At 71.7% G+C, this 25,615-nt stretch carries 21 protein-coding genes and 1 tRNA gene; 9 read left to right on the forward strand and 13 right to left on the reverse strand.

Going from position 1 to position 25,615, the window contains the following annotated elements:
- Positions 1-91: 91 nt before the first annotated feature.
- Both OHT74_RS23240 and OHT74_RS23245 read right to left on the reverse strand, forming a co-directional pair.
- Positions 92-766 (reverse strand): TetR/AcrR family transcriptional regulator, encoded by a 675-nt coding sequence (locus tag OHT74_RS23240; protein ID WP_030297040.1) that lies wholly within the window; start codon positions 764-766, stop codon positions 92-94.
- On the reverse strand, positions 763-1,749 hold the full coding sequence (locus OHT74_RS23245) for an acyl-CoA desaturase (protein WP_266666347.1): 987 nt from the start codon (positions 1,747-1,749) through the stop codon (positions 763-765). Before OHT74_RS23245 ends, OHT74_RS23240 begins: the two co-directional genes overlap by 4 nt.
- A 382-nt stretch (positions 1,750-2,131) precedes the next feature.
- On the opposite strand from OHT74_RS23245, the gene ppc reads away from it, so the two are divergent.
- Entirely contained in the window at positions 2,132-4,897 is a 2,766-nt protein-coding gene (ppc, locus tag OHT74_RS23250) for a phosphoenolpyruvate carboxylase (RefSeq protein WP_266666349.1), read from the forward strand.
- Positions 4,898-4,915: 18 nt separating this feature from the next.
- Positions 4,916-5,104 carry a hypothetical protein gene (locus OHT74_RS23255; RefSeq protein ID WP_328621276.1) on the forward strand — a complete coding sequence of 63 codons (189 nt, stop codon included), beginning with the start codon at positions 4,916-4,918 and terminating at the stop codon, positions 5,102-5,104.
- A 4-nt stretch (positions 5,105-5,108) separates the two neighbouring features.
- Here OHT74_RS23255 and pth read toward each other — a convergent pair whose 3' ends face one another.
- The 6 genes from pth to OHT74_RS23285 all read right to left on the reverse strand — a co-directional run bounded on the left by pth (position 5,109) and on the right by OHT74_RS23285 (position 10,227).
- Entirely contained in the window at positions 5,109-5,699 is a 591-nt protein-coding gene (gene pth / locus OHT74_RS23260; protein ID WP_266666353.1) for an aminoacyl-tRNA hydrolase, read from the reverse strand.
- A gap of 90 nt (positions 5,700-5,789) precedes the next feature.
- Entirely contained in the window at positions 5,790-6,377 is a 588-nt protein-coding gene (locus OHT74_RS23265) for a 50S ribosomal protein L25/general stress protein Ctc (protein ID WP_328621277.1), read from the reverse strand.
- A 177-nt stretch (positions 6,378-6,554) separates the two neighbouring features.
- Positions 6,555-7,532, reverse strand: coding sequence for a ribose-phosphate diphosphokinase (locus OHT74_RS23270; RefSeq protein ID WP_030297029.1), 978 nt, complete (start codon positions 7,530-7,532; stop codon positions 6,555-6,557).
- 145 nt (positions 7,533-7,677) lie between these two features.
- Positions 7,678-9,123 carry a bifunctional UDP-N-acetylglucosamine diphosphorylase/glucosamine-1-phosphate N-acetyltransferase GlmU gene (gene glmU / locus OHT74_RS23275; RefSeq protein WP_266666357.1) on the reverse strand — a complete coding sequence of 482 codons (1,446 nt, stop codon included), beginning with the start codon at positions 9,121-9,123 and terminating at the stop codon, positions 7,678-7,680.
- A gap of 110 nt (positions 9,124-9,233) precedes the next feature.
- Positions 9,234-9,305, reverse strand: a tRNA-Gln gene (locus tag OHT74_RS23280).
- Between the two features lie 10 nt (positions 9,306-9,315).
- Positions 9,316-10,227 carry a hypothetical protein gene (locus OHT74_RS23285; protein WP_328621278.1) on the reverse strand — a complete coding sequence of 304 codons (912 nt, stop codon included), beginning with the start codon at positions 10,225-10,227 and terminating at the stop codon, positions 9,316-9,318.
- Between the two features lie 131 nt (positions 10,228-10,358).
- On the opposite strand from OHT74_RS23285, the gene OHT74_RS23290 reads away from it, so the two are divergent.
- The gene (locus OHT74_RS23290; protein ID WP_328621279.1) at positions 10,359-11,633 is read left to right on the forward strand and encodes a sensor histidine kinase; all 1,275 of its coding nucleotides are present in this window, start codon (positions 10,359-10,361) and stop codon (positions 11,631-11,633) included.
- 55 nt (positions 11,634-11,688) lie between these two features.
- On the opposite strand, the gene OHT74_RS23295 is transcribed toward OHT74_RS23290, so the two are convergent.
- Entirely contained in the window at positions 11,689-12,201 is a 513-nt protein-coding gene (locus OHT74_RS23295; protein ID WP_328621280.1) for an SUKH-3 domain-containing protein, read from the reverse strand.
- An 11-nt stretch (positions 12,202-12,212) separates the two neighbouring features.
- Entirely contained in the window at positions 12,213-12,803 is a 591-nt protein-coding gene (locus OHT74_RS23300; protein WP_328621281.1) for a YwqJ-related putative deaminase, read from the reverse strand.
- A 230-nt stretch (positions 12,804-13,033) separates the two neighbouring features.
- On the opposite strand from OHT74_RS23300, the gene OHT74_RS23305 reads away from it, so the two are divergent.
- The 3 genes from OHT74_RS23305 (at position 13,034) to OHT74_RS23315 (ending at position 17,615) form a co-directional block, all read left to right on the forward strand.
- Positions 13,034-14,047: an SMI1/KNR4 family protein gene (locus OHT74_RS23305; protein WP_328621282.1), complete on the forward strand. Its 1,014-nt coding sequence runs from the start codon at positions 13,034-13,036 to the stop codon at positions 14,045-14,047.
- Positions 14,048-14,054: 7 nt separating this feature from the next.
- Complete coding sequence (locus OHT74_RS23310; protein ID WP_328621283.1) at positions 14,055-16,598, forward strand: SUKH-4 family immunity protein; 2,544 nt, start codon at positions 14,055-14,057, stop codon at positions 16,596-16,598.
- 135 nt (positions 16,599-16,733) lie between these two features.
- Complete coding sequence (locus OHT74_RS23315; protein WP_328621284.1) at positions 16,734-17,615, forward strand: cellulose-binding protein; 882 nt, start codon at positions 16,734-16,736, stop codon at positions 17,613-17,615.
- Positions 17,616-17,694: 79 nt separating this feature from the next.
- On the opposite strand, the gene OHT74_RS23320 is transcribed toward OHT74_RS23315, so the two are convergent.
- Positions 17,695-18,243 carry a CGNR zinc finger domain-containing protein gene (locus OHT74_RS23320; RefSeq protein WP_328621285.1) on the reverse strand — a complete coding sequence of 183 codons (549 nt, stop codon included), beginning with the start codon at positions 18,241-18,243 and terminating at the stop codon, positions 17,695-17,697.
- An 81-nt stretch (positions 18,244-18,324) separates the two neighbouring features.
- Here OHT74_RS23320 and OHT74_RS23325 point away from each other — a divergent pair, with 81 nt between their 5' ends.
- On the forward strand, positions 18,325-19,182 hold the full coding sequence (locus tag OHT74_RS23325) for an alpha/beta fold hydrolase (RefSeq protein WP_328621286.1): 858 nt from the start codon (positions 18,325-18,327) through the stop codon (positions 19,180-19,182).
- A 76-nt stretch (positions 19,183-19,258) separates the two neighbouring features.
- On the opposite strand, the gene OHT74_RS23330 is transcribed toward OHT74_RS23325, so the two are convergent.
- Positions 19,259-20,140 (reverse strand): hypothetical protein, encoded by an 882-nt coding sequence (locus OHT74_RS23330; RefSeq protein WP_266666366.1) that lies wholly within the window; start codon positions 20,138-20,140, stop codon positions 19,259-19,261.
- 87 nt (positions 20,141-20,227) lie between these two features.
- Positions 20,228-21,817: an MFS transporter gene (locus tag OHT74_RS23335; RefSeq protein ID WP_328621287.1), complete on the reverse strand. Its 1,590-nt coding sequence runs from the start codon at positions 21,815-21,817 to the stop codon at positions 20,228-20,230.
- A gap of 361 nt (positions 21,818-22,178) precedes the next feature.
- Between OHT74_RS23335 and OHT74_RS23340 the strand changes: the two genes are divergently transcribed.
- On the forward strand, positions 22,179-22,955 hold the full coding sequence (locus tag OHT74_RS23340; protein WP_443047479.1) for an ABC transporter ATP-binding protein: 777 nt from the start codon (positions 22,179-22,181) through the stop codon (positions 22,953-22,955).
- Positions 22,956-23,008: 53 nt separating this feature from the next.
- Positions 23,009-25,531: an ABC transporter permease gene (locus tag OHT74_RS23345; protein ID WP_328623375.1), complete on the forward strand. Its 2,523-nt coding sequence runs from the start codon at positions 23,009-23,011 to the stop codon at positions 25,529-25,531.
- The last annotated feature ends 84 nt before the right edge of the window (positions 25,532-25,615 follow it).

Raw genomic sequence — 25,615 nt, forward strand, 5'->3', positions numbered from 1 at the left:
TGCGCGACAGCGCTGTGCAACGCGACGGCGCCCCGGCACCGGAGAGCCGGTGACGGGGCGCCGTCGCGTCGAACACACCGCCGCCGCGGGCTCAGCTCTTGCGGTGGCCCACCAGCCGCGGCTTCGACTCCAGGCCGTCCAGCCCGTGCCAGGCCAGGTTGACCAGGTGCGCCGCGACCTCCGCCTTCTTCGGCCGGCGCACGTCCAGCCACCACTGCCCGGTCAGCGCGACCATCCCGACCAGCGCCTGCGCGTACAGCGGGGCCAGCTTCGGGTCGAACCCGCGCGCCTTGAACTCCAGCCCCAGGATGTCCTCGACCTGCGTGGCGATGTCGCTGATCAGCGAGGCGAACGTACCCGTCGACTGGGCGACCGGGGAGTCCCGGACGAGGATCCGGAAGCCGTCCGTGTACGACTCGATGTAGTCCAGCAGCGCGAACGCGGCCTGCTCCAGCAGCTCCCGCGGATGCCCGGCCGTCAGCGCGCCCGTCACCCCGTCCAGCAGCTGGCGCATCTCCCGGTCCACGACGACCGCGTACAGGCCCTCCTTGCCCCCGAAGTGCTCGTACACCACCGGCTTGGACACCCCGGCCTTCGCCGCGATCTCCTCCACCGACGTGCCTTCGAAGCCCTTCTCGGCGAACAAGGCGCGGCCGATGTCCAGCAGTTGCTGACGCCGTTCGGCGCCCGTCATCCGGACCCGGCGGCCGCGCCGGGGCTTGTCGCTGCTGGAACTGCTGCCGTCGATCGCCACGTCCCCCATCATGCCGCGTTCGACGCGTTTTCCCTGCGCCGGGCATCGACGCGGTCCTTGGACGGCCAGCGCACGTCCGTCGCCCAGCCCGCCAGCTCGAACCAGCGGATCAGCCGGGCACTGGAGTCGACCTGGCCGCGCAGTACGCCGTGCCGGGCCGACGTCGGGTCCGCGTGGTGCAGGTTGTGCCAGGACTCCCCGCACGAGAGCACCGCCAGCCACCACACATTGCCGGAGCGGTCCCGCGACTTGAACGGGCGCTTGCCCACCGCGTGGCAGATCGAATTGATCGACCACGTCACGTGGTGCAGCAGCGCCACGCGCACGAGGGAGCCCCAGAAGAACGCAGTGAACGCACCCCACCACGACATCGTCACCAGGCCGCCGACCAGCGGCGGGATCGCCAGCGAGACGATCGTCCACAGGACGAAGTCACGCGAGATCCGCCGGATCGCCGGGTCCTTGACCAGGTCAGGGGCGTACTTCTGCTGATTGGTCTGCTCCTCGTCGAAGAGCCACCCGATGTGCGCCCACCACAGCCCCTTCATCAGCGCCGGGACCGTCTCCCCGAACCGCCACGGCGAATGCGGGTCGCCCTCGTGGTCGGAGAACTTGTGGTGCTTGCGGTGGTCGGCCACCCAGCGCACCAGCGGCCCCTCCACCGCCATCGAACCCATCACGGCCAGCGCGATCCGCAGCGGCCGCTTCGCCTTGAAGGAACCGTGCGTGAAGTACCGGTGGAAGCCGATGGTGATCCCGTGGCAGGCCAGGAAGTACATGAACACCATCAGGCCGAGATCCAGCCAGCTCACCCCCCAGCCCCAGACCAGCGGAATCGCCGCCAGCAGCGCCAGGAAGGGAACGACGATGAACAGCAGCAGCGCGATCTGCTCGACGGACCGTTTGCTCTCGCCTCCGAGGGTCGCGGAGGGCGCGGGGGAATCGGAATCGGAGGCCGCCGAGGCGTCCTCGATCAGCTCGGGACTGGTGGTCATGAGGGTCCCCTGGGGGGTGAGGAATCGGCAGGCGCCCTGGGCGGCTGCCCCGGCTACGGACGCGTAACCTACGGCATCGTAAGTATGGCAAAGCCACAGCCCGGGGCAAGGGGAGCACGGCCGGGCCCGGGGCGCTCGAGACGGCGCCCGCCCCGCCCCGCGCGCCGCCTGGTGAGACGTTTAGCGGGGCGCGAGCCGATGACACCTATCCTGGTGTCGTCGGACAGCGCGGTCCGCACGGGCAGCCGAGCTGCGCATCAGGTGGGGGAGACCCCCGGGGCCCCTCCCAGCCATGGCTGGGGAGGAATTCCGGGACGCACACCCCCGCGCACCCCGGAGCCCACCTCCCAGTAGCGCTCGAACACTGCAAGGAGCCGCACCTGTGAGCAGTGCTGACCAGGCCTCCTCCACCCCGGCCAAGGCCCAGGCCACCGCCGTCGCCGCCAACGCAGAGCTGCGGGCGGACATCCGCCGCCTCGGTGACCTCCTCGGCGAGACCCTCGTCCGCCAGGAAGGCCAAGACCTCCTCGACCTCGTCGAACAAGTGCGCGCCCTGACGCGCACCGACGGCGAAGCCGCCGCCGCACTGCTCGGCGACACCGACCTGGAGACCGCCGCCAAGCTCGTACGGGCCTTCTCCACCTACTTCCACCTGGCCAACGTCACCGAACAGGTACACCGCGGCAAGGAACTGCGCGCCCACCGAGCCGCCGAAGGCGGGCTCCTCGCCCGCACCGCCGACATGCTCAAGGACGCCGACCCCGAACACCTGCGCGAGACGGTCCGGAACCTCAACGTCCGACCCGTCTTCACCGCACACCCCACCGAGGCAGCCCGCCGCAGCGTCCTCAACAAGCTGCGCCGCATCGCCGCCCTCCTCGAAGAGCCCGTCTCCGGCGCCGGCGAGCGCCGCCGCCACGACCTGCGGCTCGCCGAGAACATCGACCTCGTCTGGCAGACCGACGAGCTCCGCGTCGTGCGCCCCGAACCCGCCGACGAGGCCCGCAACGCCATCTACTACCTCGACGAGCTGCACGCCGGCGCCGTAGGGGACGTACTCGAGGACCTCGCCGCGGAACTCCAGCGCGTCGGCGTCGAGCTGCCCGCAGGCACCCGCCCCCTCACGTTCGGCACCTGGATCGGCGGTGACCGCGACGGCAACCCCAACGTCACCCCCGACGTCACCCGCGACGTACTGATCCTCCAGCACGAGCACGGCATCACCGACGCCCTCGAACTCGTCGACTTCCTGCGCGGACTGCTGTCGAACTCCATCCGCTACACCGGCGCCACCGAGGAACTCCTCTCCTCCCTCCAGGCCGACCTCGAACGCCTCCCCGAGATCAGCCCGCGCTACAAGCGGCTGAACGCCGAGGAGCCGTACCGCCTCAAGGCCACCTGCATCCGCCAGAAGCTCGTCAACACCCGCGAACGCCTCGCCAAGGGCACCGCCCACGAGGAAGGCCGCGACTACCTCGGCACCGCCGAGCTCCTCACCGACCTCACCCTCATCCAGACCTCCCTGCGCGAACACCGCGGCGCGCTCTTCGCCGACGGCCGCATGGACCGCACCATCCGCACGCTGGCCGCCTTCGGCCTCCAGCTCGCCACCATGGACGTCCGCGAACACGCCGACGCCCACCACCACGCCCTCGGCCAGCTCTTCGACCGCCTCGGCGAGGAGTCGTGGCGCTACGCCGACATGCCGCGCGACTACCGGCAGAAGCTCCTCGCCAAGGAGCTGCGCTCCCGCCGCCCGCTGGCGCCCACCCCGGCGCCGCTCGACGCCGCCGGCCAGAAGACCCTCGGCGTCTTCTCCGCCATCAAGGACGCCTTCGAGAAGTTCGGCCCCGAAGTCATCGAGTCCTACATCATCTCGATGTGCCAGGGCGCCGACGACGTCTTCGCCGCCGCGGTGCTGGCCCGCGAAGCCGGCCTCGTCGACCTCCACGCCGGCTGGGCCAAGATCGGCATCGTCCCGCTCCTGGAGACCACCGACGAGCTCAAGGCCGCCGACGTCATCCTCGACGCCATGCTCGCCGACCCCTCCTACCGGCGCCTCGTCTCCCTGCGCGGCGACGTCCAGGAGGTCATGCTCGGCTACTCCGACTCCAGCAAGTTCGGCGGCATCACCACCAGCCAGTGGGAGATCCACCGCGCCCAGCGCCGCCTGCGCGACGTCGCCCACCGCTACGGGGTGCGCCTGCGCCTCTTCCACGGCCGCGGCGGCACCGTCGGCCGCGGCGGCGGCCCCTCCCACGACGCGATCCTCGCGCAGCCCTGGGGCACCCTCGAAGGCGAGATCAAGGTCACCGAGCAGGGCGAGGTCATCTCCGACAAGTACCTCGTACCGTCCCTGGCCCGCGAGAACCTCGAACTGACCGTCGCGGCGACCCTGCAGGCCTCCGCCCTGCACACCGCCCCCCGCCAGTCCGAGGACGCCCTCGCCCGCTGGGACGCGGCCATGGACACCGTCTCCGACGCCGCACACACCGCGTACCGCGAACTCGTCGAGGACCCGGACCTGCCGTCGTACTTCTTCGCCGCCACCCCCGTCGACCAGCTCGCCGACCTCCACCTCGGCTCCCGGCCCTCACGCCGCCCCGACTCCGGCGCCGGCCTCGACGGCCTGCGCGCCATCCCCTGGGTCTTCGGCTGGACCCAGTCCCGCCAGATCGTCCCCGGCTGGTACGGCGTCGGCTCCGGCCTCAAGGCCCTGCGCGAAGCCGGCGGCGAAGGCGCCCTCGCCGAGATGGGCGAGCGCTGGCACTTCTTCCGCAACTTCCTCTCCAACGTCGAGATGACGCTGGCCAAGACGGACCTGCGGATCGCCCGCCACTACGTCGACACCCTCGTACCCGACGACCTCAAGCACGTCTTCGCCCGCATCGAAGCCGAGCACGAGCTCACCGTCCGCGAGGTCCTGCGCATCACCGGCGGCCAGAAGCTCCTGGACTCCAACCCGGTGCTCCAGCAGACCTTCGCCGTCCGCGACGCCTACCTGGACCCGATCTCCTACCTCCAGGTCTCGCTGCTCGCCCGTCAGCGCGCGGCCGCGGCCCGCGGCGAAGACCCCGACCCGCTGCTCGCCCGAGCCCTGCTGCTCACCGTCAACGGTGTCGCCGCAGGCCTGCGCAACACCGGCTGACACCGCGCGCCGGTATCCGTGTCCGTCACCCTTTGTGATGACGGAGGCGGATACCGGGCTCCGCCGCAGCCGGCAGCGACGAGGATCGCACCATGGGACAGCACTGGCCCCGGCCTCGCGCACACGGGTGCCCAGCGGGGCGTGGTCACGACCGACGTCCCCTTCCGCATGGAGATCGACCTGACCCGGGTCGACGAGCTGCTGTAGCCCGTCAGGAGTTGTACGCGGACTGGGCCCGCTCCAGGCCCTCCGCGATCAGGCACTCCACGGAGTCCGCGGCCCGGTCCACGAACCAGTCCAGCTCCTTGCGCTCCGTCGACGAGAAGTCCTTCAGCACGAAGTCCGCGACCTGCATCCGGCCCGGCGGACGGCCGATACCGCACCGCACCCGGTGGTACTCCGCCCCCATCGACTTCGTCATCGACTTCAGGCCGTTGTGCCCGTTGTCCCCGCCGCCCAGCTTCAGCCGCAGCGTCGGATAGTCGATGTCCAGCTCGTCATGGACCGCCACGATCCGGTCCACCGGCACCTTGTAGAAGTCACGCAGCGCCGTCACCGGCCCGCCCGACAGATTCATGAACGACATGGGCTTCGCCAGCACCACCCGGCGGTTCGCCGGCCCCGGAGGACCCATCCGGCCCTCCACCACCTGCGCCCGCGCCTTGTGCGCCTTGAACTTCCCGCGCATCCGCTCGGCCAGCAGGTCCACCACCATGAACCCGATGTTGTGGCGGTTGCCCGCGTACTCCGCCCCGGGGTTACCGAGGCCGACGATCAGCCACGGCGCCGCGTCGTCCGACATCCATGCTCCTTAACGAGGACGACCGCCGTCCCGCTCCCAGTGGAGCCGGACGGCGGTCGTTCAGCAAGTGCTGAGGTGGGAAAGCGAGGCTCAGGCCTCGGCGCCCTCGGTGGCGGCCTCGGCGGCCGGCTCCTCGGCCTGCGGGGCGACGACCTGCAGGACGGCGGTGTCACCGTCGACGGCCAGCGTGGTGCCGGCCGGCAGGACCAGGTCCTTGGCGTGGATGGAGGCACCGGCCTCGAGGCCCGCGATGGAGACGGTGACCTCGGTCGGGATGTGGGTGGCCTCGGCCTCGACCGTGATCGTGTTGAGGAGGGTCTCCAGCATGTTGTTGCCGGCGGCCAGCTCGCCCTCGGTGACGACGGCGACCTCGACGGTGACCTTCTCGCCCTTCTTGACGATCAGGAAGTCGACGTGGGAGATCGAGCGCTTCAGGGGGTGCTTCTGCACGGCCTTCGGGATGACCAGCTCGGTACCTTCGCCCGCGATGTCCAGGGAGAGCAGGACGTTCGGGGTACGCAGCGCCAGCGCCAGGGCGTGGCCCTCGACGTTGACGTGCTTCGGCTCGTTGCCGTGGCCGTAGATGACGCCGGGAACCATGGCGTCGCGACGGGCCTGGCGGGCAGAGCCCTTGCCGAAGGTGTTGCGGAGCTGGGCGGAAATCTTGACCTCGGACATGCGCACTCCTCGTGGGGTGACGGAAAGGGACAACGGTCACCCGGCCTGAACGGCCTGCTACGAAGAGCGCGTCGATAACGGAGCGCCGACACCAAAAGGTGCGGCCTCCCTCGCCGAGCAACTCGTAGAGTCTACCCGGCGCGGAGGCCGCACCCAAAAGGATCTTTTGACCGGTGGTTACTGCTGCTCTTCGAACAGGCTCGTGACCGAACCGTCCTCGAAGACCTCGCGCACCGCACGCGCGACCATCGGGGCGATCGACAGGACGGTGATCTTGTCGAGCTCCAGGTCGGACGGGTCCGGCAGGGTGTTCGTGAAGATGAACTCGCTGACCTTCGAGTTCTTCAGACGGTCCGCAGCCGGCCCCGACAGGATGCCGTGCGTGGCCGTCACGATCACGTCCTCCGCACCGTGCGCGAACAGCGCATCGGCAGCGGCGCAGATCGTGCCACCCGTGTCGATCATGTCGTCGACCAGGACACAGACGCGGCCCCGGACCTCACCGACGACCTCGTGGACCGTCACCTGGTTCGCGACGTCCTTGTCACGGCGCTTGTGCACGATCGCCAGCGGCGCATCCAGGCGGTCGCACCAGCGGTCGGCGACGCGCACGCGGCCGGCGTCCGGGGAGACGATCGTCAGCTTGGTGCGGTCCACCTTCGCGCCCACGTAGTCCGCGAGGACCGGCAGCGCCGAAAGGTGGTCCACCGGGCCGTCGAAGAAGCCCTGGATCTGGTCCGTGTGCAGGTCGACCGTCAGGATGCGGTCCGCACCGGCGGTCTTCAGCAGATCGGCGACCAGGCGGGCCGAGATCGGCTCGCGGCCCTTGTGCTTCTTGTCCTGGCGGGCGTACCCGTAGGACGGGATGATCACGGTGATGGAGCGAGCCGACGCGCGCTTCAGCGCGTCGATCATGATCAGCTGCTCCATGATCCACTTGTTGATCGGAGCCGTGTGGCTCTGGATCAGGAAGCAGTCCGCGCCACGAGCCGACTCCTGGAAGCGGACGTAGATCTCACCGTTCGCGAAGTCGAAAGCCTTGGTCGGCACGAGGGCAACGCCCAGCTGATGCGCAACCTCCTCGGCCAGCTCGGGGTGGGCGCGGCCGGAGAAGAGCATCAGCTTCTTCTCGCCGGTCGTCTTGATCCCGGTCACAGCACAGTCTCCTCAGACGTGTTGAAAGCTGCTCGCCCCCGTGTGCGTCCGTCCCGCACACGGTGAGCCAGCCGAATTGCGTGCACCTATCACGGTACGCCGTCCAGGGCGTACCTGTTTCCGGTCAGTTCACCTCAACGAGGCCTCAACGGGGGTCGGAGTCCTCCTGGACCGCCGACTGGGCCGCCGTCGCCGCAGCGCTGCCCGGACGCTTACGAGCCACCCAGCCCTCGATATTCCGCTGCTGGCCACGGGCCACCGCCAGCGCACCCGGCGGCACATCCTTCGTGATCACCGATCCGGCAGCCGTGTACGCGCCGTCCCCGATGGTGACGGGCGCCACAAACATGTTGTCCGAGCCCGTCTTGCAATGTGAGCCGACCGTGGTGTGGTGCTTGTGCTCACCGTCGTAGTTCACGAACACGCTCGCCGCGCCGATGTTCGTGTACTCGCCGATCGTCGCGTCACCCACGTACGACAGGTGCGGCACCTTCGTGCCCTCACCGATCGTCGCGTTCTTCATCTCGACGTAGGTACCGGCCTTCGCCTTCACGCCCAGGTTCGTACCGGGACGCAGGTACGCGTACGGGCCGACGGACGCCGACTCGCCGATCACCGCCGTGTCCGCCACCGTGTTGTCCACCCGCGCCCGCGCACCCACCTGCGTGTCCTTGAGCCGCGTGTTCGGACCGACCTCGGCCCCCTCGGCGACATGCGTCGCGCCGAGCAGCTGCGTACCCGGGTGGATCAGCGCGTCCTGCCCGAACGTCACCGTCACGTCCACGAACGTGCTCGCCGGGTCGACCACCGTCACGCCCGCGAGCATCGCCTGCTCCAGCAGACGCGCGTTCAGCAGCGCGCGGGCCTCGGCGAGCTGCACGCGGTTGTTGATCCCCAGGATCTGGCGGTGGTCGGCGCCGACCGCCGCGCCGACACGGTGACCCGCCTCGCGCAGGATGCCGAGGACGTCGGTGAGGTACTCCTCGCCCTGGCTGTTGTCCGTACGCACCTTGCCGAGGGCGTCCGCGAGCAGGGCCCCGTCGAAGGCGAAGACCCCGGAGTTGATCTCCCGGATCGCGCGCTGGGAGTCGGTGGCGTCCTTGTGCTCGACGATGGCGGTGACGGCCCCGGCGCCGTCCCGGACGATGCGGCCGTAACCGGTGGAGTCCGGCACCTCGGCGGTGAGCACGGTGACGGCGTTGCCGTCGGCCTCGTGCGTGGCCGCGAGCTGCTGCAGCGTCTCCCCGGTGAGCAGGGGCGTGTCGCCGCAGACGACGATGACGGTCCCGTCGACGGTCCCGCCGAGCTCTTCGAGGGCCATGCGGACGGCGTGCCCGGTGCCGTTCTGCTCGTACTGGACGGCGGTGCGGACGCCGGCGTCGATCTCGGCGAGGTGCGCGGTGACCTGCTCGCGGGCGTGGCCGACGACGACCACGAGGTGTGCGGGGTCCAGCTCGCGCGAGGCGGCGACGACGTGGCCCACGAGCGAGCGCCCGCAGATCTCGTGCAGAACCTTGGGAGTGGCCGACTTCATGCGGGTGCCTTCACCCGCTGCGAGTACGACGACGGCTGCCGGGCGGTTGGCGCTCACGGGTGTGCCCTTCGGCTTCGGGTGGTGGACCCGTGAAGGATACCGGGGCGTTACGGGCCCCAAACGAGGGCGGGCCCCGACCGACCGGTGCAGGACCCGAACCTGTAAAGCTCCCCCGCCAGGACTCGAACCCGGACATAAGGCACCAAAAGCCTCAGTGCTGCCAATTACACCACAGGGGACTATTTTGGACTAAACCGGACATTGATCTTCGTCGGTCGAGTCGACGGCATCTACTATGCCGCACCACCAGCCCTCGATGCGACGGTAAAGGTCGGCGCTTTGGCTGACGTACAGAATCAAGCAGCCGCGATAGTTCTCTCCGACGTTCTTGCGGGTCGTCTTGGGGTTGTGCCGCTTGAGGGTGGTCTTGGCGAACAGTGCCACGTCCACGCCTACGAGGTCGGCCCAGTACAGCTCGGCCGCGGCCACGTCGGCCGATTCGTGGATCGCCACGCGATAGCGGATGCGCTCCCGCTCGACGCCGATGAGATCGAGCCAGGCGATGAACACCCGGATGACCCCCGGGTCACTGTTGATGAAATGCACCTTCTCTCGGCGGTCGTACGACTTGTCCTTGGCTCCTTCCGCCCAATACAGGGCGACTCCTGCGGCGAAGAGCTCCTTGTCGTCGAGTTTCCCGATCTCGGAGCGCGCTGCGGATTTTGCGTCCGTCCGCTGCTTGTCCCGGACCGCGTGCTCCCGTTCCCAGCGCTTACGGGAGGCGAGCGTCGCCTGCTCGCCAGGGGTCCGTTTCGGAGCCGGCCTCGGGAGGTCGCGGACCCAGAGGGAGATCGAGCTCTTCGAGCAGCCCAGCTCGACCTGGATCTGGTCGTAGGTCATGCCCTGGAGGCGGAGTTCGCGGGCGCGGTCGCGGAGGTCGTCCTTCGCGTTGGGGCGCTTCGTCCATTCGGGGGCCGGTTCGCCGTCCAACAGGCGGCCCAGGATGTCGTTGTTGTGGACGGCCAGGCGGTCGCGGATCTGGCGGCGGCTGAGGCCTTCGCGGCGCAGGGCCACCGCCTGTTCGCGGAGGTCCTCGAAGGTCGCGGCGCCCGTGCGGAGGCCGCCTGTGCCGTCGCCGGGGCGACGTCGGATTTCGGTCATGTCGCCAATGTCGTCCGGAATGCGGGATTCAGGTCTCGCTGAGCGGACGATTCAGTCGGACGTGCGAATGCTCGGGGTTCGCCGGAATTCCGTTCGCCTGTGTGCTGGGGGTCCTGCGTACGCTGGACGGCATGACCATTTCGGGGGAAGAGCAGGGCGGGGCCGGGCGCGACGGGCCGTTGTGGTGGGAGCGGCGGCGGGGGGCCGTGCTCGATGTGGGGCTGGCGGCGGTGTCCGCCGTCGAGTGCGCCGTCGAGGGGGTGCCCTTCGCGCGCGAGGCCGGGGTGCCGGTGGCGGTCGGGGTGCTGTTCGGGCTCCTGGTGGGGTCCACGCTCGTGCTGCGCCGGCGCTGGCCGATCGCGGTGGTGCTGGTGGGGATCGCCGTGTCGCCGGCCGCGATGGGGTTCCTGCTCGGGGTGGTGGGGCTGTACACGCTGGCCGCCTGCGAGGTGCCGCGGCGGATCACCGCGACGCTGGCCTCGCTGTCGCTGGCCGCGACCTTCGTGGTGATGTACGTGCGGACCAGCGGGGACCAGGGGGCCTCGCGTTCGCTCGTCATCGTGCTGTCGGTGTTCGTGGCGGTGGCGCTGACCGTGCCGCCGGTGCTGCTGGGCCTGTACATAGGGGCGCGGCGGCGGCTGATGGAGAGCCTGCAGGAGCGGGCGGACTCGCTGGAGCGGGAGCTGTCGCTGCTCGCGGACCGGGCGGAGGAGCGGGCCGAGTGGGCCCGTACGGAGGAGCGGACGCGGATCGCGCGGGAGATGCACGACGTGGTGGCGCACCGGGTGTCGCTGATGGTGGTGCATGCGGCGGCGCTGGAGGCGGTGGCGGCCAAGGATCCGGCGCGGGCGGCGAAGAATGCGGCGCTCGTGGGTGACATGGGGCGGCAGGCCTTGACGGAGCTGCGGGAGATGTTGGGGGTGCTGCGGGCGGCCGAGTCGCCGAAGCGGGCCCCTGCGGTGGTGCCGGTGGCTGCGCTGGTGGGGGGTCTCGAGGACGGGCCCGGGCCCTCGCTGGGTGAGCTGGAGGCGTTGGTCGGGCAGTCGCGGGCGGCCGGGATGGTCGTGGAGCTGGATGTCCGGGGTGCGGGGGCGGGGTATCCGGCGGAGGTGGAGCAGACGGCGTACCGGGTGGTGCAGGAGGCGCTGACCAACTGCCACAAGCATGCGCCGGGCGCGCGGGTCGTGGTGCGGCTGGCTCACCGGGAGGGCGAGGTGGCCATGCAGGTGGAGAACGGGCCGTGTGGGGCGGACGTGGTGCAGCCGGGGCTGCCGAGTGGCGGGAACGGGCTGGTCGGGATGCGTGAGCGGGTGCTCGGGCTGGGCGGGGTGTTCGTGTCCGGCCCGACGGACGAGGGTGGCTTCAAGGTGTCGGCGGTCCTGCCGGGCGGCGCGAGGCAGGCGTAGGCCCGCCCCTGGGGCGGCCGCCCGTTCCGTGGCCGGGCCCCGGGCAGGGCGGGGGTCAGTGGGCCGTTGTGAGGCGGGTGGGTTGCAGGCCGGTCAGGAGGAGGGTCAGGGCTTCGTCCACGGCGCCGCCGAGGTACCAGTCGCCGGTGTGGTCGATGCCGTAGACGCGGCCTTCGCGGTCGATGGCGAGGTGGGAGCCGGCGTCGGCGTCGACGCCGAGGGGGCAGAGCTCGGTGGAGAGGGCGCGGCCGAGGTCGGCGAAGGTGCGTGCGAGGTGGAGTCCGGTGAGGGGGTTCAGGCGCACGGGGACGGGCGCTATCTGGCGGCCCGTGCCGGGGGCGGTGACGGTGAGCCCGCCGAATTCGGCCCAGGCCTCGACGGCGGCCGGGAAGACGGTGTGTCGGTGTCCGGCGGGGGTGGTGTGGTCCCGGAGGGCGTCGGCCCAGAACTCGGCCTGCTTGATGTCCCAGCGGCCGGGCTCCCAGCCGGCGGTGCGCAGGGCGGTGTCCACGGCGGCGGGGAAGCGGGTGGCCGAGGAGCGGTCGTAGGAGGCGGAGGAGGTGGTCATGGTGTCGGGGGTCAGGCCTTCTCTGACGCGGGGGTGAGGTCGACGGCGCGTACGCCGAAGTGGGCGAGGAGGGCTTCGCAGGAGCGGCAGGGGGGTGCGTAGCTGCCGTGGAGCGGGTCGCCGTCTTCGCGGATGTGGCGGGCGGTGATCTTGGAGTGTTTGAGGGAGCGGCGGGCTTCGTTCGCGGTGAGGGGTTTGCGGGAGGCGCGGCGGCTGCGGGCGCCTTCGGTGGCGGTGAGGTGGCGGGAGAGCAGGATCGCCTCGGGGCAGCGGCCGGTGAAGCGTTCCCGCTGGCCGCTGGTGAGGGTGTCGAGGAAGTCCTGGACGAGGGGGTGGAGCGCGGGTGGCTGGTCGGCCTTGCCGGCGGTGCCGGTGAGGGTTTCGCCGCGTACGGAGAGGGCTGCGGCGACGGTGGGGAGGATGCCGTCGCGGCGGAAGCGCAGGACGGGGGCGGTGGGCCGGCCGTCGCTGCTGCTCCAGCGCAGGCGCGGGTCGCCGGCCGGACCGCCCGTGGGTCCGGCCGTCTGTCCGTCCTGTGCGGCCTGTTCGCCCGTTCCTGAGGCGCCGTCGGCCGTGTCTGTGCGTGTGGCGGTGTTCTGCATGGTCGCGTCTTCCCTCCCGTGGCGGCGGTGGTGGCCGCTGTCGCGCACGCCCCCGTGCTGAGGGGACAGCCTGTCAAATGTCACCTGTCGTGTGGAAGCGGGGTCGAATATTCGTATCAATTCGGATGTTCCTGGCCCTCGCGCGGGCGCGGGGGTTGCGGGCGGGTGACGCTCTTGCCGGAGCACATAGGCTGTGGTGAACCAGCCAGATCCAGCAGGGGGCTACCGCCATGACGACAGGTCGGCTCGGGCAGCAGGCCGCGCCACCCAACGCCGCTTACTCGGGGCAGGTCGTGCATTTCCCGGACCCGGTCCGGGCCGCTCGGCATCCCCACGGTGTGCGGATTGATGGGGACGGACATCCCGACCTCTCCCCGTATGCGCGTGCGGCGGTGGAGATCGCCGAGCCGCCGGAGGGCTTCGGGGTGGACGAGCTGCGGCTGACGGACTGCGTGTCCGCGAACGCGGCGATGCGTGCGGCCGGCCATGCGCTGTGGGACACCGTCGGACCGGTGGCGACCCCGCACGGCTGGACCTGGCACCACGTGGCGAAGACGCGGCGGATGGAGCTGGTCCCGGTCGAGGTGAAGGCGCTGCTGCGGCATCACGCGGGGCTGGCGACGGCACCGGTCGACCACGGGAAGCGTGGGACGCGGCCGTTGCAGGAGGTGCGTCCGGTGCACCTGGGGCTGCCGAAGTCGGTGGTGTCGGTGTCCGAGGAGGCGGTGCAGGGCGTCGAGGAGGACCTCGGCTACCGGCTGCCGGAGGCGTACCGCGCGTTCCTGAAGGCTGCGGGCGGCTGTGCGCCGGTGGGCGTGGGGCTCGACGTGGAGCTCGGTCTGCTGGTGGACCAGCCCTTCTTCACGGTGCGTGAGGAGGCGGCGGTCAACGATCTCGTCTACGTCAACAAGTGTCTGCGGGACCACCTGACGAAGGACTACCTGTGCGTGGCCTTCGTCCAGGGGGGTCTGCTCGCGGTGAAGGTGAAGGGCGAGGCGATCGGCTCGGTGTGGTTCTCTCCGTACGACGACGCCCGCGACCGGGACGGCTGGTCGGTGCAGGAGCGCGTGGAGCGGTTGTTGCTGCCGTGCGGTGCCGATTTCGATGCCTTCCTCGAGCGGTTGGCGGGGAACCCGCCGGAGTTGGAGACGGTGGCCGGTCTGATGGTGGACGGCGGATTCGCACGCTCGGTTCCCGTGTCCGGGTCGGTTGCCGGGCCGGGTGCGGCACCGGTGGAGGGGTGACGGCGCGATGGTGACGTTTGCGCAGGCGCAGGAGCGCGCCGAGGAGTGGATCAACGGGGACGTGCCCGCGTACCAGCACCGGGAGGTGCGCGTACGGGAGTTCGGGCTCGGGTTCGTGGTGTGGGCGGAGGACCGCGCGGCCGGTCCGGTGTCCGGTGGCGGCCGGCAGAGGCTGGTCATCGCGCGGGACAGCGGTGAGGTGACGCTGTGGCCCGGGCTGCCGGTGGGTGAGGTGATCCGCCGGTACGAGGAGGAGTACGGGGCTGCGGCCGCGCCGGTGGCGGAGGCGTCGGTGCCCTCGCCGCGGATCGACTCGGAGCAGACCTCGTTCATGCTGAGTCCGCCGGAGTGGCTGCAGGAGGCGGCGGACCGGGCGGGGATTCCGCCGGCGCCGGCCCCTGCCGCCGGCCCTGCTGCGGAGTCTGCGATTCCGGCAGCTCCGGTTCCGGCGCCTGCGCCGGAACCCGTTCAGGCGTCCGCGCCCGGGCCGGTGGAGGCGGTGCCGCTGCGCCGCGAGGTGCCGTACGAGCCGACGGCCAACGACGGGGTGCCCGTCGGGGCCACGCCGTGGGCCGGGACCGATGTGAACCCGGGTGCGGACGACGTGTCCGTGCCGCTGCCCGCGACGGTGTTCGCGCCGCCGCTGTCGGGGTCGGACCTGGAGGACATGGCGCCGCCGTCCGGCGGGGCCTCGGAGGCGAAGACCACCCTGATGGCCGGGGGCAGCCAGCTCCCGAAGACGGCGATCGCGCCGGCGCTGCGCCTCGGGGCCGACGCGGGCCCGGATTCCGGGTCCATCGCCGATGCGCCGACGAGCAAGGCCCAGGTCTCCCGGCCGGGCGCGCAGCCGGTGACGCCGCCCGGTCCGCCTGGGGCGCCCGGCGCTCCCGGCACCCCCGGCGCTCCCGGTGCGCCTGGCGGCGGGCTGGATCATGCCGCGACGATGCTGGCCGGTCCGGCCGTGACGGGTCAGCCTGCGCCTCCCGGCCCGCCCGGGGCGCCCGGTGCTCCCGGTGCCGGTCAGCCGCCTGCGCCTCCCGGTCCGCCCGGTGCTCCGGGTTCGCTGGGGCGTGGGCTGGATCATGCCGCGACGATGCTGGCCGGTCCGGCCGTGACGGGTCAGCCTGCCCCTCCGGGTCCGCCCGGGGCGCCCGGTGCTCCCGGTGCGGGTCAGCCGCCTGCGCCTCCCGGTCCGCCCGGTGCTCCGGGTTCGCTGGGGCGTGGGCTGGATCATGCCGCGACGATGCTGGCCGGTCCGGCCGTGACGGGTCAGCCTGCGCCTCCCGGCCCGCCCGGGGCGCCCGGTGCCGGTCAGCCGCCTGCGCCTCCCGGTCCGCCCGGGGCCCCCGGTGGCTCGGCCCATCAGGCCGCCACCATGCTCGCGGGTCCCGGCGTACCCCAGCCTCCCGGTCCGCCGGGGGCTCCCGGTGCTCCCGGTGCCCCCGGGGGCGGGCTCGACCATGCCGCGACGATGCTGGCCGGTCCGGCCGTCACGGGCCGGCCGCCCGCGCCTCCCGGCCCGCCCGCCCAGCCGCAGGGCGGTCCCGCGGCGCAGCCCCCGGCGCCCGCCGGTGTGCCCACGGTCGGCCCGGGCTACCAGGCGGTGCTCCGCTACCGTGCGCCCGACGGCTCCGAGCAGCAGCTCATCCGCCGTTCCGCTCCGGGTACGCCGCACCCGGAGTGGCAGATCCTGCACGAGCTGCGTGCGATGAACGTGCCTCCGCAGCAGGTGCTGGAACTGCACACCGAGCTGGAGTCGTGCGAGCTGCCCGGCGGTTACTGCGCGCGGATGATCCGGGAGACCTGGCCGCAGGTCCGGATCACGAGCGTGGCCCCGTACGGCAAGGACCATGCGGGCCGTCAGCAGGGCATGCGGCATCTGCTGACCCATCAGGGTGAGCTGCACCAGGTGGCGGACGGCCCGGCGCGCCCCGCGCCGGTACGCGCGCCGCTGCAGCAGGTGCCGCTCCAGCCGGCGATTCCGCTGGACGCCATCGGCGCGGAGCTGGCCGGGGCGTTCGGTCCGCAGGGTGTGTTCCGCTTCGACCAGCGGGCGGTGTCCCGCCAGGGTGTGCCGGAGATCGTGGCGCAGACGCTGGTGTGGGCGGGTCTGCCGACGGACTTCGGGCCGTTCTTCTGGGCGCAGGCGGTGCCGGGCCAGCCGGTGCCGACGCTGGCGGAGCTGGCCGCGCAACGGCAGGTGCAGCCGGCGTCGGATGCGGGTTCGTACCTGGTCGTGGGCAGTGACTTCGGCAAGGCGCTGTGTGTGCAGTACGGGACGGCGCACATAGTGGCGGTTCCGGTTGAGGCCGGTCCGGGCGGTGCGCCGGTGCCGCCGCAGTTCGTGAATTCGAGCCTGCCGCAGTTCGCGCGTTCGCTGGCGATGCTGGGTCACATGTGGCGTCTGCGCCAGCATCTGACGCCGGAGCAGGCGGGGCACTGGACCGCCGATTTCCAGACGAATCTGGCCGGGCTCGACAGTGCGGCGCTGGCGTCGCCGGAGAGCTGGTGGTCGGTGCTGTTGGAGCAGATGTGGGACGGATTGCTCTGATCGGATGATCAGTTGAGTGGCCGGGCCGGGACCCTCGTACAGGGTCTCGGCCCGGCCATTCCGGCTTCTGAGAGCAAATGGCGCATCCTTGACAGGAATCCCCCCGAGAGAGGCGCTTCCAGGATGACTGCACCCATGTCACCTCACGGACCGGGTTTCGCGACCGTACGAGGTCGCGGCTACCGCACGGAAGAGGTCGACCGGTATCTCGCCCGGCTCTCCGGCAGCCGGGACGAGGCGTGGGAGCGGGTGGCGCGGCTGACCGTCCTGGCGAAGCGGATGGAGGCGGAGGCGGGGCGGCTGCGCGAGGCGGTGGCGGAGCTGGCCCCGCAGACGTACGACGAGCTGAGCGAGCGGGCCCGGCGGATCCTGCTGCTGGTGGAGGAGGAGGCGGACGCCGTGCGCCGGGACGCGCGGGCGGACGCGGTGGACGCGACGGGCGCGGCCGAGGCGTACGCCGACCGGGTGGCGGAGCTGGCACGGCAGGACGCGGACGCGGTGCGCGAGCAGACGGAGGTCCGGGCGCGGCAGGGGCTGCTGCAGGCGGGGCGGGAGGCCGACGCGGTCCGGGCGGAGGCCAGGGACGATGCGGCGGAGTGGCGCTCGCAGGCGCAGACGGCGCTGGCGGAGATGCGGCGCCGGTCGGATGCGCTGCTGGCGGACCGCGAGCAGGAGCACGTGGAGCGGTGGGACGCGGCGGACCGGGAGCTGGCGGCCCGGGAGGCCGATCTGGAGGCGCGCCAGGCGGAGCTCGAGCAGTACGCGGAGGGCCGGCTGGCGGAGGCGCGGCGCGGTTACGCGGAGGCGGAGGAGTCGGCGCGGCACGGGCAGGAGGACGCGGAGGCGCGGGCCGCGGAGCTGCTGGCGGAGGCCCGGGTACGGGAGGAGCGCACCAGCCGTGAGACGGACCGGATCCTGCGGGAGCACGCGGAGGCGCAGGACGAGATGCGGGCGCACATGAACCATGTGCGCTCGAGCCTTGCCGCCCTGACGGGCCGCGCCCCGGCGGAGGGCTGACCCGGCGGGGCGGATCCCGGGGCAGGGCCTGAGCCCTGCGTCCTGAGCCTGGCCCCGGTGCCCGGCCCCGGCCGCCCGGTCAGGATGTGTGGCGGGCGTAGTAGCGGGCGACCCTGGCGCGGTTGCCGCAGGTCGAGGCCACGCACCAGCGCCGCCTCGGGTGCGCCGGCAGGAACAGCAGCACGCAGTCGGCCCCCTCGCACTCCCGTACGTCCTGCACCCGGGGGTCCGTCAGGAGGTCGGCCGCCGCGTCCGCCAGCTGCGCCGCGAGCCGCCGGGCCGGGGTGCCCGTGCGGTGCGGGGCGGCCGTCAGGCCGGTGTCCGGTGTCCACGCGAGCGCGCGGTGGGCCGGGGCGCCCGCCGAGGCCTCGTTCAGCGCGTGCAGCGCACCGGCCGGGGGCTGCTCGCCGCGCCGTGCGGCCGTGAGTGCCGCGCCGGCCGCCTCCCGTACGGCGTGCACGGCTGCCACCTCGGCCGGGCCCACCTTCCCGGCCGGCCCGAGCCGGCCTTCCTGGACGGCCAGCCAGGCCGCGAGTCCCTCCGGGCCGGCGATCAGGTCGCCTGCGCCGGCGGGCCGGGTGTTGAGGAGGTCCAGGGCGAGGGGCTCTCCGGTGAGCGGAAACATCATGGGTCTAATGGTACGTGAAGCACTTGACCCATTAGTGATCTCCGGTGAGACTAATGGAAACCAAGCCATTGGAGGCATGTGATGCAGCTCGTCCACCACCGCACCGCCGAGGTGCACGGGGTCCGCGTCGCCTACCGCGAGAGCGGCCCCGCCGACGGCCCGGTCCTGCTGCTCCTGCACGGATTCCCCACCTCGTCGCACCAGTTCGCCCGGCTGATGGACGCGCTCGGCGACACCCCGTACCGGCTGATCGCCCCCGACTACCCCGGCTTCGGCCGGACCGAGGCCCCGGACGGGTTCACGTACACCTTCGACCGGCTCGCCGACATCGTGGAGGGCTTCACCGACGCCCTCGGACTGGACCGTTTCGCGCTGTACGTCTTCGACTTCGGCGCCCCCGTCGGGCTGCGGCTCGCCGCGCGGCGGCCCGAACGGGTGACGGGCCTGATCGTGCAGAACGGCAACGCGTACGAGGAGGGACTCTCCGACGCGGCCCGCGAGTTCGCCGGACTGCGGCGGGAGACGCCGGGCGACGAGGAGCGCGTGCGGGGGCTGTTCACCCCGGAGGGCACCCGCTTCCAGTACGAGACCGGCGTCGCCGACACGAGCCTGATCTCCCCGGACGGCCGGACGCTCGACGTGCACTACCTCGGGCTGCCGGGGCGCGCCGACGCGCAGGCCGACCTGGCCTTCGACTACGCGTCGAACTTCGCCCACTACCCCGCCTGGCAGGCCTGGCTGCGCGCCGCCCGGGTGCCGGTCCTGGTCGTCTGGGGCGAGGGGGACCCGTTCTTCACCCCGGCGGGGGCGAAGGCGTACCTGCGCGATGCGCCGGATGCCGAGGTGCACGTCTTCGAGGGGGCGGGGCACTTCGCACTGGAGACCCACCTCGCGGAGATCGCCCCGCTGATCGGGGAGTTCCTCGCGAAGCTCCCGTGACCTGACCTGACCTGACCTGACCTGACCTGACCTGACCTGACCTGATCTGACCTGACCCGCCCCCGACGCGGGCGTACTAGCCCGCCGCCCGCTGGGCCGGAGCCGGAGCCGGAGCCGGAGCCGGAGCCGGTCCCGAGCCCGCAGCCGCCGGTGCGTGGCGGTACGGGTCGCTGCGCAGGCCGCGGGAGGTGACCACCACCGTGAAGGCGGGGGGCGCGGCGGCCGGCAGCTGCGCCGTCAGGGTGCCCGTCGCCGGGTCGTACCCGGTCGCCAGGGCGGTGGAGTCGAGCTCCACCCGGGCTTCGGGGCCGAAGCCGCCGCCCTCCACCACCAGGGCGGCGTCCCGCACCGCCACGTCCGTGATCACCGGGTTCGCGCGCGTGGCCATCTTGTTCACCAGGTACGCCCCGGCCGGTGCGCCCGTCAGCGCCCAGATCTCGGCGGGGAGGTGGGGGAGCCCGCCGCCCACGTCGGAGAGGAAGAACAGCACCACGTACAGCATCGTGACCGCGCTCAGCGCCACGTACTGGAGGTCCACCAGGTCGGTGCGCCCGCTGTCGTTCGCGATCAGCTCGCGCAGCGGCCGCTTCCCGGAGTCCGTCGGCTTGGGGGCGGGTTTGGCCATGCTGCCGTTCTCGAGGCGGATGCCGACGACCGTCTTCGCCGCGATCAGGGCCACGTACGGGCCCCCGAGCAGCGGCAGGTACACGGTGGTCAGCGAGGACAGCGGGCCGTGCTCCCCGGCGAACCAGTCGGCGCCGCCGCCGGCCGTGAGCCCGTACGCGAGGATCGTGAGCAGGAGCCAGACCAGGATCACCGTCCAGGCCAGCGCCAGGGTGGTGGAGGTGGAGAGCCGGCCGTCGCGGCCCGTGACGAAGCCCGGCCTGCGGCGCAGCCGCAGGCCGATCGGCCCGGCCACGGCGGCAAGTAAGGCCAGTGCGAAGAGTGCGGAAACCATGTCGTCCCCCCGGAACGGATCTCGGATTCGGACTTCGAGGTGTACTCCGTTGACCGGGGTCATGACAAGCGGAAGCCGGGCGCGCCGCTACTTCTCCTGATGCTCCGCCAGTATCGGGAACCGCCGCGGAGCCACCAGGAGCAGGACCAGCAGGGCCGCCACGGCGGCGGCGGTCGCGCCGAGGAAGATGTGGTCCACGGCGGCGGCCACCGACGCGCGCAGGTAGTCGGCGGCGGCCTGCGGGAGCAGCCCGGGCCGGTCGAGGGCCTTGGAGACGTCGTCGAGGTGGTCCGGCAGTCCGGGCATCGGGGCGTCGGCCAGCCGGGCGGCGATGGTCGCGTTGGCGACGGCCCCGAGCAGGGCGGCCCCGAGACTTTGGCCGACCTGGCGGCAGAACAGCACCGAGGCCGTCGCCGTACCCCGCTCGGACCAGCCCACGGTGGACTGGACCCCGATGATCAGCGGCAGCTGGAAGAGGCCGAGGGCGGCGCCCAGCAGCAGCATGATCAGCGTGGGCTGCCAGGGCCGGGCGGGATACGGCAGGAGCGTGAACGAGAACAGGATCACGGCGGCCAGCGAGATCCCGACGGCGGCGGAGTTGCGGAAGCCGATGCGCCGGTAGACGTGCTGGCTGAAGGCGGCGGACAAGGGCCAGGTGAGGGTCATCGCGGACATGACGAGCCCGGCGCTCGTGGGTCCGAGGCCGAGGACCGACTGGGCGTACGTCGGCACGAAGACCATCGGGGCGACCATGAGCACGCCGAGTGCGCCGAGGGCCAGGTTCACGGCGGCGATGGTGCGCCGGCGCCAGACCCATCCGGGGAGAATCGGTTCCTCGGCCCGGCGTTCGATCCTGACGACCACGGCCGCCAGCACCGCGCTCGCGCCCAGCAGCCCGAGGGAGGGCGCGGACAGCCAGGGCCAGGCGACCCCGCCCTGCACCAGCGCGAAGAGCAGCAGTCCGCCGCAGGCGAAGACGCCGAGGGCGCCCGCCCAGTCGATCGGGCCGCGGCGCCCGGGGGACCGTACGGGCTCGACGAGGTGGCGGGCGAGCATCCACAGGGCGAGGCCGCCCAGCGGCAGGTTGATGAGGAAGATCCAGCGCCAGTCGGCGTACGAGGCGATGAGTCCGCCGAGCGCGGGGCCGGCCACGGCGGAGACGGCCCAGACGGAGGACATCCTGGCCTGGATCCGCGGGCGGTCCTTGAGCGGGTACAGGTCGGCGGCCAGGGTCTGCACGGTGCCCTGGAGGGCGCCGCCGCCCAGCCCCTGGACGATGCGGAAGGCGATGAGGGCGGCCATGTTCCAGGCGAGCGCGCACAGCAGCGAGCCGACGATGAACAGGGCTATGCCGAAGAGCAGGACGGGCTTGCGGCCGAGGGTGTCGGAGAGCTTCCCGTAGACGGGGAGGGTGACGGTGATGGCGAGCAGGTAGCCGGCGAAGAGCCAGGAGAAGACGGAGAACCCGCCGAGGTCGCCGACGATCTGGGGGACGGCGGTGGAGACGATGGCGTTGTCGACGGCGACGAGGGCCATGCTCAGCATGAGGGCGGCGACGAGCGCGGTGCGTGGCTGCCGGGTGCCGCTCCCGGGTGCCGCCGGGGCCCCGGCTCCCGCCCCGGCTCCCGCTCCGGCGGCGTCCCCGGTGCGCTCTCCCGTGCTCTCCTCCGCGCCCACCAAGATCCTTTCACCGTGCACGTACCTGCGGGGAACACCCTCTCATCACGGCGTATCCGGCGGTATCCCCCAGAGCTGATCCCCCAAAGGGTGGAGAACCCCTAGGGGTTGCTCCTCACAAGGGTCCAGGGGCCTTTCGTCCCGGCGGAGGAGGAAGACGGCCCCGGGAGGTCCTTAACTGGTTCATACGAGCGGGGGTGGGGTTAACCCCCCGGTGGATACGGCGATGGGCACCAGCGCGCCGGCCGCCTCCGCCCCGCAGACTTCACGACGGCACCACACGCAGGATCCGGCCGGCTCGCCGGAACCGGCCACACGCGCAGCAACGCAACGAACGAGGGGAAGCACCGTGACAACGGCTATGACCGAAACCAGGCACGGGGGTACTGGAGGGCATGAAGCCGTCGCGGCCCGGGCACGCAAGGTCGTCAAGGCCTACGGCTCCGGGGAGACCCGCGTGGTCGCCCTCGACGACGTGGACGTGGACATCAAGCGCGGCCAGTTCACGGCGATCATGGGCCCCTCCGGCTCCGGCAAGTCCACGCTGATGCACTGCCTCGCCGGTCTCGACACGGTGACCAGCGGGCAGATCCACCTGGACGACACCGAGATCACCGGCCTGAAGGACAAGAAGCTCACGCAGCTGCGCCGCGACCGGATCGGCTTCATCTTCCAGGCGTTCAACCTGCTGCCGACGCTCAACGCCCTGGAGAACATCACGCTCCCCATGGACATAGCGGGCCGCAAGCCCGACGCCGAGTGGCTGAACCGGGTCGTGGAGACCGTCGGCCTCGCCGGTCGCCTCAAGCACCGCCCGACCGAGCTCTCCGGCGGCCAGCAGCAGCGCGTGGCCGTCGCCCGCGCCCTCGCGGCCCGCCCGCAGATCATCTTCGGCGACGAACCCACCGGAAACCTGGACTCCCGGGCCGGCGCCGAGGTCCTCGGCTTCCTGCGCCGCTCGGTGGACGAGCTCGGCCAGACCATCGTGATGGTCACGCACGACCCGGTGGCCGCCTCGTACGCGGACCGCGTGATCTTCCTGGCCGACGGCCGGATCGTGGACGAGATGTACGGGCCCACCGCCGACCAGGTCCTCGACCGCATGAAGGACTTCGACGCGCGCGGGCGGACCTCGTGAGCAACACCGTCCTGAAGACCTCGCGGCGCAACTTCGTCGCGCACAAGGGGCGGATGGCCCTCTCCGCCGTCGCCGTCATGCTCTCCGTCGCGTTCGTCTGCGGCACCCTGGTGTTCACGGACACCATGAACACCACTTTCGACAAGCTGTTCGCCGTCACCAACTCCGACGTCACGGTCACCCCGAAGGCGGCCGGGAGCGGCGAGGACGTCCCGGACCGCGGCAAGCCCGAGGTGCTGCCCGCCTCGGCCGTCGAGCAGGTCAAGAAGGCCGACGGCGTCAAGGGCGCCGAGGGCGGCGTCGTCTCCCTGTCCGTCACGGTGGTCAACGCCAAGAACGAGAACATGGGCTCGACGACCGGTGCCCCGACCATCGCGGGCAACTGGAGCGACAACGAGCTCAAGTCGATGAAGATCACCTCCGGCCGGGCCCCGCGCGGCCCGACCGAGACGATGGTCGACGCAGACACCGCCGAGAAGCACCACCTGAAGCTGGGCGACGAGCTGCGCACCATCGCCGTCACCGGCGACATCCGCGCCCGGATCAGCGGTATCGCCACGTTCACCGTGACCAACCCGGGTGCCGCGATCGTCTACTTCGACACCGCGACCGCGCAGGAGAAGCTGCTCGGCGCCCCCGGCCTCTTCACGCACGTCAACGTCACCGCCAAGGACGGGGTCAGTGACGACCAGCTGAAGCAGAACATCGCGAAGGCCGTCGGCGCGGACACGTACAAGCTGCAGACCGCGAAGGAGGCCGCGGACGCCAACCGCAAGAGCGTCGGCTCCTTCCTCAACGTCATGAAGTACGTGATGCTCGGCTTCGCCGGGATCGCCTTCCTCGTCGGCATCTTCCTGATCTTCAACACCTTCTCGATGCTGGTCGCCCAGCGCACCCGCGAGATCGGTCTGATGCGCGCCATCGGTGCCGACAGCGGCCAGGTGCTCAAGTCCGTGGTCGTCGAGGCCTTCCTGCTCGGTCTCGTCGGCTCGATCCTCGGCGTCGGCGCCGGTGTGGGGCTGGCCATCGGCCTGATGAAGCTCATGGGCCAGATGGGCATGCACCTGTCCACCGATGACCTGACGATCGCCTGGACCACGCCGGTCGTCGGCCTGGTGCTCGGCATCATCGTCACCGTCGTCTCGGCCTTCATCCCGGCCCGCCGGGCCGGCAAGGTCTCCCCGATGGCCGCCCTGCGCGACGCCGGCACCCCCGGCGACAAGAAGGCCGGCCGCATCCGGGCCGTCGTGGGCCTGGTCCTCACCGGCATCGGCGGAGCGGGCCTGTTCCTCGCCGCGGGCGCCGACAAGGCCGCGCCCGGCTCGCTCTGGCTGGCCCTGGGCGTGCTGTTCACCCTCATCGGCTTCATCGTGATCGGCCCGTTGCTCGCCGGCGTCGTGGTCCGGCTGCTCTCCGGGGTCGTGCTGCGCCCCTTCGGGTCCGTCGGCCGCCTCGCCGAGCGCAACGCGCTGCGCAACCCGCGCCGCACCGGGGCCACCGCCGCCGCGCTGATGATCGGACTGGCCCTGGTCGCCTGCCTCTCGGTGGTCGGCTCCTCCATGGTGGCCTCCGCCACCGACGAGCTCGACAAGTCGGTCGGCGCGGACTACATCGTCCAGTCGCAGGCCCAGCAGCCGGTCGTACCGCAGGCCGAGCAGGCGCTGCGCGCCACCAAGGGCCTCGACCACGTCACCGCGTACCGGCAGGTGGCGGCGAAGATCACCGCGCCCGACGGCTCCGTCAAGGATGACGGCCTCAGCGTCACCGACCCCACCTACGTCCAGGACGTACGGCGCAAGATGGTGGCCGGCGAGCACGCGGCGGCGTACGGCAAGGGCGCGATGTCCGTCGGCTCGATCTACGCGAACGAGCACCACGTCAAGGTCGGCGACGAGCTGACGGTCGCCTTCACCGAGGGGCGGACGGCGAAGCTGAAGGTCGCCGCGATCACCGCCGACGAGGGCAACATCGACAAGGGCGTGATGTACATCAGCACCGCGACGGCCCAGGAGTTCGTGCCGGCCGACCGGATGCCGCTGCCCTTCATGCTGCTGGCCAAGGCCGACGGCAAGCCCGACGCCGCGTACGCGGCCGTCAAGGCCGCCCTGGCGGAGTACCCGCAGTACGACGTGCGCAACCAGACCGACTACAAGAAGGCCCTCCAGGACCAGGTCGGCCAGCTGCTGAACATGGTCTACGGGCTCCTCGCCCTCGCGATCATCGTGGCAGTCCTGGGTGTCGTGAACACCCTCGCCCTCTCGGTGGTCGAGCGGACCCGCGAGATCGGCCTGATGCGCGCCATCGGCCTCTCCCGCCGCCAGCTGCGCCGCATGATCCGCCTGGAGTCGGTGGTCATCGCCCTCTTCGGCGCCCTCCTCGGCCTCGGCCTGGGCATGGGCTGGGGAGCCACCGCGCAGCAGCTGCTCGCCCTCCAGGGCCTGAAGGTGCTGGAGATCCCCTGGCCGACGATCATCGGCGTCTTCGCCGGGTCGGCCTTCGTGGGCCTGTTCGCCGCACTGGTCCCGGCCTTCCGGGCAGGGCGGATGAACGTACTGAACGCGATCGCGAGCGAGTAGCTGCGCGGTCGTACGGGGGGCCGACGGCCCCGGTCAGCCCATCCGGGCCGGCCGGGGCCGTCGGCGGTCACTGCGTCACTCCCC

Source organism: Streptomyces sp. NBC_00354, assembly GCF_036106915.1.
Classification (GTDB): domain Bacteria; phylum Actinomycetota; class Actinomycetes; order Streptomycetales; family Streptomycetaceae; genus Streptomyces.